11 protein-coding genes are annotated in these 9,860 nt (G+C 64.3%); 1 reads left to right on the top strand and 10 read right to left on the bottom strand.

What is annotated here, in order from left to right:
* Positions 1-166: 166 nt before the first annotated feature.
* Together NKH52_RS32290 and ykgO are read right to left on the bottom strand one after the other, a co-directional pair.
* On the bottom strand, positions 167-772 hold the full coding sequence (locus tag NKH52_RS32290) for a tetratricopeptide repeat protein (protein ID WP_352629220.1): 606 nt from the start codon (positions 770-772) through the stop codon (positions 167-169).
* 111 nt (positions 773-883) lie between these two features.
* Complete coding sequence (gene ykgO / locus NKH52_RS32285) at positions 884-1,009, bottom strand: type B 50S ribosomal protein L36 (protein WP_006327841.1); 126 nt, start codon at positions 1,007-1,009, stop codon at positions 884-886.
* A gap of 240 nt (positions 1,010-1,249) precedes the next feature.
* Between ykgO and NKH52_RS32280 the strand changes: the two genes are divergently transcribed.
* Entirely contained in the window at positions 1,250-1,672 is a 423-nt protein-coding gene (locus NKH52_RS32280) for a lysozyme inhibitor LprI family protein (protein ID WP_352736260.1), read from the top strand.
* A 6-nt stretch (positions 1,673-1,678) separates the two neighbouring features.
* Here the strand turns inward: NKH52_RS32280 and NKH52_RS32275 are convergent, their stop codons facing one another.
* The 8 genes from NKH52_RS32275 to NKH52_RS32240 all read right to left on the bottom strand — a co-directional run bounded on the left by NKH52_RS32275 (position 1,679) and on the right by NKH52_RS32240 (position 9,778).
* Positions 1,679-2,758 (bottom strand): 5-(carboxyamino)imidazole ribonucleotide synthase, encoded by a 1,080-nt coding sequence (locus NKH52_RS32275; RefSeq protein ID WP_352736259.1) that lies wholly within the window; start codon positions 2,756-2,758, stop codon positions 1,679-1,681.
* A complete protein-coding gene (purE, locus tag NKH52_RS32270) occupies positions 2,755-3,252 on the bottom strand; it encodes a 5-(carboxyamino)imidazole ribonucleotide mutase (protein ID WP_352736258.1) in 498 nt (165 codons plus the stop codon). Before purE ends, NKH52_RS32275 begins: the two co-directional genes overlap by 4 nt.
* A 101-nt stretch (positions 3,253-3,353) precedes the next feature.
* Positions 3,354-4,247: a ribokinase gene (locus NKH52_RS32265; RefSeq protein ID WP_352736257.1), complete on the bottom strand. Its 894-nt coding sequence runs from the start codon at positions 4,245-4,247 to the stop codon at positions 3,354-3,356.
* Entirely contained in the window at positions 4,244-5,119 is an 876-nt protein-coding gene (locus NKH52_RS32260) for a MurR/RpiR family transcriptional regulator (RefSeq protein ID WP_013529211.1), read from the bottom strand. Before NKH52_RS32260 ends, NKH52_RS32265 begins: the two co-directional genes overlap by 4 nt.
* On the bottom strand, positions 5,116-6,084 hold the full coding sequence (locus NKH52_RS32255) for an ABC transporter permease (protein ID WP_352736256.1): 969 nt from the start codon (positions 6,082-6,084) through the stop codon (positions 5,116-5,118). The genes NKH52_RS32260 and NKH52_RS32255 overlap by 4 nt, the downstream gene beginning before the upstream one ends.
* 9 nt (positions 6,085-6,093) lie before the next feature.
* On the bottom strand, positions 6,094-7,608 hold the full coding sequence (locus NKH52_RS32250) for a sugar ABC transporter ATP-binding protein (RefSeq protein ID WP_352736255.1): 1,515 nt from the start codon (positions 7,606-7,608) through the stop codon (positions 6,094-6,096).
* A 68-nt stretch (positions 7,609-7,676) separates the two neighbouring features.
* Positions 7,677-8,729 (bottom strand): sugar ABC transporter substrate-binding protein, encoded by a 1,053-nt coding sequence (locus NKH52_RS32245; RefSeq protein WP_352736254.1) that lies wholly within the window; start codon positions 8,727-8,729, stop codon positions 7,677-7,679.
* Positions 8,730-8,788: 59 nt separating this feature from the next.
* Positions 8,789-9,778, bottom strand: coding sequence for a TIM barrel protein (locus tag NKH52_RS32240; protein ID WP_352736253.1), 990 nt, complete (start codon positions 9,776-9,778; stop codon positions 8,789-8,791).
* Positions 9,779-9,860 lie beyond the last annotated feature (82 nt).

Here is a 9,860-nt window from a genome sequence, read left to right as displayed (position 1 = left end):
GGCATCGCGAACCTCCCGGCGCAAAGCACGCCAAACTGTTCGCGATGTCCTCGCACACCTGTTCGCGATCTCTCCGGTCCAAACATAGGGGAGTAGGGGAGTAGGGTGTGTGTTCCGCAGGTACAATCTGCCCCTACTGCCTTATTCCCCTACTCCCCTAGAGCAATCAAATGCCTTCACCGGCAAGTTCCTCCGAAATCGTGCCGACCTGGTCCTGGGCGCTGCGCATCATTGGATAGATGGCCAGCACCTTTTGCCAGGCCTCGAGCGCCGATTGCTTGTGGCCGGTCAACGCCATGATCTGCGCCAGGCCGGACAGCGCACCGAAATGGCGCGGCTCGAGCTGCAGCGTATGGTCGATGTCGGACATCGACTTGCCGTAGTTCTTCATCATGAAATGGACGGTGGCACGCCGGTTCCAGCCTTCGGCATAGGTCGGCTGCAAAGTCACCACCTGGTCGAGGAAATCGAGCGCGACGTCGAACTTCTGGCCCTCGACGGCTTTTTGCGACCATTGCATCATCAGATCGATCGAGGCGCTGCCGGATTGCGACCACTCGCTCCAGATGTTGCCGGCGATGCGCTCCGCCGCCTTTTCGTTGCGCTCGCGTTTCAGATCGCTGAACAGCTGGTCGAGGCGGGCTTGTTTCGTCGTTGCGGCGGGCGGGGCGTCCTGAGTGGCCGGCGGCGCGACAGCATCATCCGCCCATGCCGGGCCATAAATGGCGCCGGAAACAAGCAGAGATGTCAAAAATGCAAAAAGAATCCGCATCGCCGGACTCTAGTCCCGGGCGGCGGAACGTCAAACTGAATTTGGCGTGAAAGGCCGGCAGGCGGCAACAAGCATCAAATGGGCGGAGGCAACAGCCTCCTGCCCGAAAGCTCAGCCCTGGCGTGCCTTGTAGCGCGGGGCGGTCTTGTTGATGATATAGACGCGGCCCTTGCGGCGAACCAGCTGGTTGTCGCGGTGACGCGCCTTCAGCGCCTTAAGCGAATTCTTGATCTTCATGGTCTTGCCTGTCGGTGTGGACCCGGTCCGGGTCGAAATTTTAAGGCGCGCCAGAAGACGCGCCTTTGAACTGTGGGTGGCTCATAAACGAGGAGCCTTGTCCCTGTCAACCGCAAGCGTGCTCCATTGCGGCTGTGAATCATCCCTGTCATCAATTATCCGCCATGTCGGCCTGGCGCCTTGCGCGGCCCTGGGCCGGCTGGGATGATGCGGTCGCCGTGAAGTGATTTGGAGAGAACCATGCGCCGAATGTTCCTGTCCGCCTGCCTTGTCCTGCTGGCGGGAGCCTCGGTTGCGCGCGCGCAGGAATGCGACCGCAGCGACGACAGCCAGCAGATGATGAACATCTGTGCCGGCGAAGACTATCAGGCCGCCGACGCTAGGCTCAACAAGGCCTATCAAAACCTCACCAGCTCGGATGATGCCGGCGGCAAGAGATTGCTGCAGGTGGCGCAACGCGCCTGGATCACTTTTCGCGATGCCGAGTGCGCGCATTCCACTGCCGCCAGCGAAGGCGGATCAATCCATTCGATGGAAGTCTCGCAATGCCTGACCAGATTGACCAATGATCGCGTCAAGCAACTCGCTGCCGCGGCCAATTGCGAGGAAGGCGATGTCAGTTGCGCCACTCCAGGCGAGGACGAGAGCGACGACGTGCAGTAGGCAACCTTATGAGGCGCGACGGCTGATCCGAGTGAAATGGCCCATCTTGCGGCCGGGCCGCGCTTCGGCCTTGCCGTAGAGATGCAGCATCAGATCGGGCTCGGCGAGAAGCTCAGGGACGCGCAGCACATCGTCGCCGATCAGGTTCTCCATCACGCAGTCGGAGTGGCGGTCCGGGCTGCCGAGCGGCAGGCCGGCGATGGCGCGGATATGCTGCTCGAACTGCGAAACGATACAGGCGGCTTCCGTCCAATGGCCGGAATTGTGCACGCGCGGCGCGATCTCGTTGGCCAGCAGCGAGCCGTTGGCAAGCACGAAGAACTCGACGCCGATGACGCCGACATAGTTCAGCGCCGACAGGATCTTCGATGCGGCCGTTCGAGCTGCTTGCGCCGTCTCCGGCATAATGGCGGCCGGCAAGGCCGATGTGTGGAGAATGCCGTTGCGATGGATATTCTCGGCCGGATCGTAGGCGACGATCGCACCGTCCAGCCCACGCGCCGCGATCACCGATATCTCGCGCTCGAACGGCACGAAGGACTCCAGGATCAGCGGCACATTGCCCATCGCCTCGCAGGTGCCGGCGAAGCCCCCGGCTTCCATGTTGCGGAAGACGCGCTGGCCCTTGCCGTCATAGCCCATGCGGCGCGTCTTCAGGATGCCGCTGCCGTCGAACGCCTTCAGCGCCGTCGTCAGTTGGTCATCATTGTCGACGGCGTGGAAATTCGCGGTGGCGATGCCGATGCCGTTGAGGAATGTCTTTTCGCTCACCCGGTCCTGCGCCACTTCCAGCGCGCGCGCAGGCGGATAGACCGGAACCTTGGCGGCCAGCGCGCTGGCGGCCGCGACCGGAACGTTCTCGAACTCGTAGGTGACGACGGAACTCGACGCTGCCAGTTCGGTAAGGGCAGCCTTGTCGTCATAGGCGGCTGTTATCTGACGGTTGGCGACCTGCGCGGCGGGGCAGTCCGCTTGCGGCTCCAGCACCACGGTGCGGTAGCCGAGGCGGGCGGCTGATATCGCCAGCATGCGGCCGAGCTGGCCGCCGCCAATGATGCCGATCGTCGATCCGGCGGGCAGGCTCACGGCGTATCCGTCGGTTCGGCAGCGACCTTGGCGGTCTGCGCGGCGCGCCAGGCATCGAGACGGAAGGCAAGGCTGTCATCGTTCAGCGCCAGCACGGCAGCGGCCAGAAGGGCTGCGTTGGCGGCGCCGGCCTTGCCGATGGCCAGCGTTCCCACCGGAATGCCGGCCGGCATCTGGACAATGGACAGCAGCGAATCCTGCCCGGAAAGCGCTTTCGATTCCACCGGCACGCCGAACACCGGCAACGGCGTCATCGCCGCCGTCATGCCAGGCAGGTGCGCCGCACCGCCGGCGCCGGCTATGATTACCTGATAACCCGCTGCCTTGGCGCCCTTGGCGAAATCATAGAGCCGGTCCGGCGTGCGATGCGCGGAGATGATCAGCCGCTTGTGCGGGATGCCGAGTGCTTCCAGCGTTTCGGCGGCATGGCGCATCGTCGCCCAGTCGGACTGGCTGCCCATGATGATGGCGACGTCGGCGCGTTGATCGTCCAAGTCCGTGTTCCCCGGCGACAAAGGCGCGCCTTAGCGGAATTCGCGCCAAGCCGCAAGGATAGGCGGCCGCCGCGGCTCTTTGGCAAAGTTGAATCAGGCCATCAGATGCCGTTGCGCTCGGCCTCCGGCGTAGAGACAAGCAAGGCCGAAGCCGCGTTGGCGGCGGTGATGGCCGCCCGCATGGTCTGCCCACGGGCAAGCCCCGCGGCCAGCGCGCCAACGAATTCATCGCCGGCGCCATGCGTGCTGGCGACCTTGACCGGGACGGCCGGCAGCGCGAAGGCCTCGCCGGTCCGGTCGCAACAGGCGACGCCCTCGCCGCCCGCCGTGACAATTGCCACCGGATAGAGATCGGCCAGCAGCCGTGCGGCTTGCGCGGCCCCGTCCAGCGTCTCGACCACTGCTGTGCCAGCCAGGAATTCCGCCTCGATCGCGTTGACCACCAATATGTCGACCAGGGCGATCAACTCGTCGGAGAGTTTGCGCGCGGGGCCCGCGTTGAGCACGACGCGGCCGCCCCGTGCTTTGACGGCGCGTGCAGCGGCAATGTTGGCGGCTTCCGGCACTTCGTTCTGCAGCAGGAGCACCGCCGTCTGTCCCACCACATCGGAAGCAGAGGCAATGTCGGCATGGCCCAGTGTCAGATTGCTGCCCGAGACGATCACCGCGCCATAGTCGCCGCCTGCGTCGAAGATCGCCACGCTCATGCCGGAGCCGGCACCAGCGGCCACCCGCACGAAGCGGCGGTCGACCTTGGCGCGATCGAGATTGGCCAGCAACGCCCGCCCGAAGTCATCGCCGCCGACGGCGCCGATCATCGCCGCGCGCACACCGGCCCGCGCCGCCGAGACAGCCTGGTTGCCGCCCTTGCCGCCGCATTTCGGATGCCAGGCATGGCCGGTCACCGTCTCGCCCTTGCGCGGGCGATCGGGCGCGTCGACCATGATGTCATAATGCAGGCTGCCGAACACGGTGACCAGCGGCGTTGTCGTCATGAGCCCCGGTCTTTTCGTTTCGATGTCACCGCCGACATGGTGCGGCCGAGATTGCGCTCAGCCGCCTGATAGTCGCGTTGCGCCACCGCGACGAACAACGCGTCGAGGATGTTGAGCTGGGCAATGCGGGCCGCCGCATTTTCGCCCATCAGCGGCGAACCCTGCGCGGTTGAGCACAGAACGATGTCGGCGACGGCGGCCAGCGGCGAGTTGTCGTAATTGGTGATGGCCAGCGTGCGGGCACCGTTCTTGCGGGCCAGCTGGATGGCGTCGATGACGGCCGACGTGTTGCCCGAATGCGAGAAGCCGACGGCGATGTCGTCGCCGCCGAGCAGCGAGGCCGACATCAGCATCATATGCGAATCGTCATAGACCGATGCGCGGATGCCGATGCGCAGAAACTTGTGCGAGACATCGCGGGCGATCTGCGCCGAGCCGCCGACGCCATAGAAATCCCGGTTCTTGGCACGGAAGAGCAGCTCGGCGGCGCGGTCGAAATCCTCGATGTCGAGGATTGCCAGCGTTTCCTCCAGCGCCTGGATGGAGGTGCGGAACACCTTCTGCACGATCTCGGCCGAACTGTCGTCGGATGACAGTTCCTGGTGCATCTCGGCGGTCGGCAGGCGACTGTATTCATAGACGGCGGTGCGGAAGTCGCGATAGCCGGAAAAGCCGAGCTTCTTGGCGATCTTGACCACCATCGCCTCGGACACGCCGGACTCTTCGGCGATCTGCTTCAGCGGAATGCTCTCATCGAAGCCGCGCCGGCCGAAGACGGTTTCCACCACCTTCGCCTCCAACGGGGTGAGATGCGGCATCATCATGCGGATGCGCGGTCCTACCGCTTTCAGGTCCAGCCCGCTCAAGGTCATCCACGCCCCCTCGTCACGCGATCGATAAGCATCGCGGCGAGGATTATAAGACCAGTTGCCAGAAGCTGATAGAAGGACTGGACGTTCATCAGCGTCAAACCGTTGCGCATGGCGCCGAGGATGATAGCGCCCAGGATGGTGCCGACGATGCTGCCCTTGCCGCCCATCAGCGAGGCGCCGCCGATGGCGGCAGCCGCGATGGCGTCGAGTTCCCAGAGATTGCCGAGGATGGGTTCGGCGGCGCCGAGCCGGCTGATCAGTATCTGCGCGGCAAGCGCTGCCAGCAGGCCTGAGATCATGTAGGCGGCGATCTTGGTGCGGGCAATCGGCACGCCGGCGATGTAGGCCGCCTCCTCGTTGCCGCCGACGGCAAGCAGATATTCGCCGAAGGGCGTCTTCTTCAAAACGACCCAGGCGACGACAGCCACGCAGGCGACGATGACGACCGCCAGAGGCAGTCCAAACAGCGCTCCGTTGAAGATGGCGCGGAACCCCGCGGGCAGGCCCAGAACCGGATTGCCGCCGGTGTAGATCAGTGCCAGCGCCCGGTAGGTGCTGAGCGTCCCCAATGTGACGATGAAGGGCTGCAGCCCGACATAGGCGACGAGCACGCCGTTGACGAGGCCGCAGGCAAGGCCAATGGCGAAGCCGGCGGCGATGGCCAGCGGAAACGGCACGCCGGCGACCATCATAGAGGCCGAGATGACGGCCGAGAGCGCTGCCGTCGGCCCGACCGACAGGTCGATGCCGCCGGAGATGATGACAAGCGTCATGCCCAGCGCCAGACAGGCATTGATGCTCGACTGCTGCAGGATGTTGATCAGGTTGCGCTCGGCGAAGAAGCCAGGCACCAGCGCGCCGAAGACGGTGAGGATCACGACAAGACCGATCAGCGTGCCGGTGTCGCGCATGGAAACCCCGCGCACGAATTCGGCCCGCGGCCGCACCAGAGTGGTATCCGACATATCCGTCACCTACTGCCTTGCCTGCTGTGCGGCCGGCGTTTGCGTTTGCGGGATGGCGTGCGCCGCGATCGCCTGTTCGCTGATATCGTCTCTGTGGAGTTCGGTCGCGATCGTGCCGTCGCGCATGACCAGCACGCGGTCGGCAAGCCGGATCACTTCGGGGAGCTCGGAGGAGACGACGATCACGGCATGGCCCTCGGCGGCGAGTTCCTCGATCAGATGATAAATCTCCGCCTTGGCGCCGACATCGATGCCGCGCGTCGGTTCGTCGAACAAGAGGATGCGGGTTCCCGCCGCCAGCCAGCGGCCGATGATCGCCTTCTGCTGGTTGCCGCCGCTGAACAGGCGAATCGGCCGGTCGAGCAGAAACGGCCGCAGGTTGACACGGCTCATCTTCTCGACGGCCACGTGTTTCAACCTGGCGTGATCGATGAGACCGCGCGGCGCGAACACGGCCATCGAGGCGAGCGCCATATTGCAGGTGATCGAGCGCAGCGGCACGATGCCTTCGCGTTTGCGCTCCTCCGGCACCAGTCCGACGCCGGCGGCAATCGCATCGCGCGGGCTGGCGAAGCGCGCCGCCTTGCCGTCGATTGCAATCGTCCCGGCCGTGGCGCGATCGGCGCCGGCCAAGAGCCGCAAAAGTTCAGTGCGGCCGGAGCCGACCAGGCCGGCAATGCCCAGCACCTCGCCGCGATGCAGATCGAACGACACGTTGCGCACCTTCGTCGCCGAAGAAAGGCCACGCGCGCTCAGCATGACCTTGTTCGTGGCATGGGAATTATGGTGTTCCTGCGCCAGTTCGCGGCCGACCATCATCGCCACGACCGCTTTCTCCGACAGGTCTTTCAGATCGACGGAATCGACGACGACGCCATCGCGCATGATGGTGGCGCGCCGGCAGATGCCGAACACCTCGTCCAGCTTGTGCGAGACATAGACGACGGCGACGCCATCGCGAGCGAGACCGGTGATGACTTGCGCCAGCCGTTCGAATTCGCTCGGCGTCAGGCTCGATGTCGGCTCGTCCATGGCGACGATGCGGGCGCGATCGAGCAGCGCGCGAGCGATCTCGACGATCTGCCGCTGCGCCACCTTCAGGGTACCAAGGGGTGACGCCGGATCGATGGAGGGATCAATAGCCGCAAGAGCATCCGCAGCACGGCGCTCTTGCTCGCGCCGGGCGACGAAGATACCGCCGCGCGTCAGCGGATGGCCGAGGAACATGTTCTGGGCGACGCTGAGGCGCGGTACCTGCTGCAATTCCTGATGGATCATGGCGACGCCCGCAGCGCGTGCGGCGACCGGGTTGGCGAGTGTAACCGGCTTGCCGTCGATGAGGATGCTTCCCGCTGTCGGCCTGTAGACCCCAGACAGGACGCGCAGCAGCGTCGACTTGCCGGCGCCGTTTTCGCCGAGCAGGCCGTGGATTTCACCGGCCCCGACCGAGAGTGACACCTCGTGGAGCGCCCGTACGGCCGGAAACAGCTTGGAAATGCCCTTGAATTGCAGCCGGGGTGACATTGGGTTCTATCTCCGGGCAACGGTGCCGGACAGAAGCGAATCGCTCTGACCGGCATCCGCTGATTGGCTTACTGGCCCGCAGCCGCGTGCTCGAGCAGTGCCTTGCGCGCGCCAGCGCCGGAATAGCGATCGGCATTGTCCTTGGTGATCAGCGCCTGCGGCGTGGCGACGACGCGCGGCAGCTTCTGTCCCGCGACGAGACGCAGAGCTGTTTCCAACGCCACTTCGCCGGTCAGCACCGGGAAACTGTCGACCGTGCCGGTCAGTTCGCCGGCCCGTATGGAGGCATAGGCATCGGAAATGCCGTCGGTGCCGAAGACCGCAACCTTGTCCTGCAGGCCGGCGGCCTTGACAGCCTCGACGATGCCGAGCGCCATGCCGTCATTGTTGGCATAGAAGCCGATCAGGTCGGGGTGCTGCTGCAGGATGTTGGTGGCCGCGTCATAGGAGGTCTGGCGATCCCAGTTGCCGGGAACGCTGGCGACGACCTCGAACTTGCCTTCCTCAGTGATGGTCGACTTGAAGCCGTCGGTGCGCTGCACGGCGGCATAGACGCCTGCCTGACCTTCGACGATGGCGACCTTGCCGCCATTCGGACGATTCTTGATGAACCATTTGGCGACGCGCACGCCATTGTCGCGTTGGACATTGCCGACATAGTGCTCGGCCTGCGGGATGACGGCGTCATTGACGTTGACCACCGGCACGTTGGCGGCCTTGGCCTGCTCCATGATCGGCTGCAGATTGGCATCCGTCTGCGGCGAGACGAGCAGCACGTTGTAGCCCTGCGTCACCAGGCCTTCGGCGATGGTGAGCTGGCCGAGCTGGTCGCCCTCGCTCTGCGCTGCCTGATAGACGACGGGAACGCCGACCTTGGCGCCGAATGCCGTGTAGCCCTCGCCCAGCGAGCGCCAGTATTCATTGGTCAGCGTCTTGGAGACCGCGCCTGCCTTGGTGCCTTCGGGCAGCTTGGGGAACGCGCCGAACTTGGCCTCGACCTGCGACCAGTCGATGCGGTCCTTTTCCGTGTCGGAATTGAGCGGCGCGAGGTCGGCGGCAAAGGCAGAGCCGATCGAGAGCGCCATCAGTGCGGCGGTAGCGGCAGCAAGCAGAAGTTTCATTGTATTCCTCCCTTGTTAAAAGATCTGGCCTGGTTGAAAACGGCGATGGCGCGGATGCCTCAGCTGTCCGGCCCGAGCATGATTTCCTGGATGATGGCCTGCGACGTCACCGCGTCCTGGCTGTCCATGGCGGCGGACAGGCGATTGTCCTGCTCCAGCCGGTCGACGACGCGCAGCATGCGCTTGACGGTGGCGATGTTGACTTCGCACTCGCGCACCGGATCGAGCCCGGTCATATCGGGGAACGTGTCGAAATAGATGGCGCCGGCGTAACCGTCGCGGCGAATCTGCCTGAGCAGCTCGATGGTCTGCAGCGTGTGCACCGCGCCGACCATCAGGCCGTCGTCGCGCTTGGCGTAGCCGTCGTTCAGGTGCACGCCGAGCAGCTTGCTGTGACGCGCCACCAGGGCCGCGGCAAAGGCCGGCTGTTCGTCGGCGTAGAGCACATGAGCGAAATCGAGCGTGACGCCGAGATTGGGCAGGCCGACATCGCGGATCGCCAGCAAGGTCGTCGCCGCATCCGGCATCAGGCTGTAGGAGCGTGGTTCGTTCGGTTTGTATTCAAGGCTGATCTGACAGTCGGGATCATGTGTCGCAACTTCACGAATCCCATCAATTTCGTGTTGCCAAAGCGTCGAATAGTCGGCCTGGAAGGCGTAGTCGAAGCCATCCTGGCCGAGCCACAGCGTCATCAGGCTGGCGCCGGCCTCACGCACGGCATCGATGCCGGCCTTGGTCAGGTCGATGGCCTCGCGGCGCACCGCCGGATCCGGATTGGTGAAGGCGCCGAGCTTGAAGGCAGGGTTGGAGTAGTAGCGCATGGCAAAGCCATTGATGGAAAGCCCAAGATCGCCTAATTTCAGGGTGATTTCCGTGGGCTTTTCACCGACGTGGTCAGGAAAGTTGAGGTCGAGATCGGTAAGCCCCTCGACCTTGGCGGCGCGCGCCGCCATCTGCAGCAGCGACGGCTTGCCGGTAAGATCGGGCCACTCGACCTGCGGTCGCGAGGCAAAGGAATTCAGGCGCGTGGCGAAACGGTTGGCTGTCATGAGCGATCCTTCATCGTCATGACTTCACATAAATATAGATATTTGTAAAGTTATTGTTGAAAACTTGTGAAGCAGCCGCCAA

It is taken from the genome of Mesorhizobium sp. M1066 (assembly GCF_040318635.1).
Classification (GTDB): Bacteria; Pseudomonadota; Alphaproteobacteria; order Rhizobiales; family Rhizobiaceae; genus Mesorhizobium.
Note: the sequence above shows the minus strand (reverse complement) of the source record. Positions and strands in the feature narration are given on the sequence as shown.

What these genes read in the sequence shown, in the direction of transcription:
- NKH52_RS32290 (WP_352629220.1), bottom strand. Translation starts at nt 772, where the DNA reads ATGCGGATTCTTTTTGCATTTTTGACATCTCTGCTTGTTTCCGGCGCC.
- ykgO (WP_006327841.1), bottom strand. Translation starts at nt 1,009, where the DNA reads ATGAAGATCAAGAATTCGCTTAAGGCGCTGAAGGCGCGTCACCGCGAC.
- NKH52_RS32280 (WP_352736260.1), top strand. Translation starts at nt 1,250, where the DNA reads ATGCGCCGAATGTTCCTGTCCGCCTGCCTTGTCCTGCTGGCGGGAGCC.
- NKH52_RS32265 (WP_352736257.1), bottom strand. Translation starts at nt 4,247, where the DNA reads ATGACGACAACGCCGCTGGTCACCGTGTTCGGCAGCCTGCATTATGAC.
- NKH52_RS32260 (WP_013529211.1), bottom strand. Translation starts at nt 5,119, where the DNA reads ATGACCTTGAGCGGGCTGGACCTGAAAGCGGTAGGACCGCGCATCCGC.
- NKH52_RS32255 (WP_352736256.1), bottom strand. Translation starts at nt 6,084, where the DNA reads ATGTCGGATACCACTCTGGTGCGGCCGCGGGCCGAATTCGTGCGCGGG.
- NKH52_RS32250 (WP_352736255.1), bottom strand. Translation starts at nt 7,608, where the DNA reads ATGTCACCCCGGCTGCAATTCAAGGGCATTTCCAAGCTGTTTCCGGCC.
- NKH52_RS32245 (WP_352736254.1), bottom strand. Translation starts at nt 8,729, where the DNA reads ATGAAACTTCTGCTTGCTGCCGCTACCGCCGCACTGATGGCGCTCTCG.
- NKH52_RS32240 (WP_352736253.1), bottom strand. Translation starts at nt 9,778, where the DNA reads ATGACAGCCAACCGTTTCGCCACGCGCCTGAATTCCTTTGCCTCGCGA.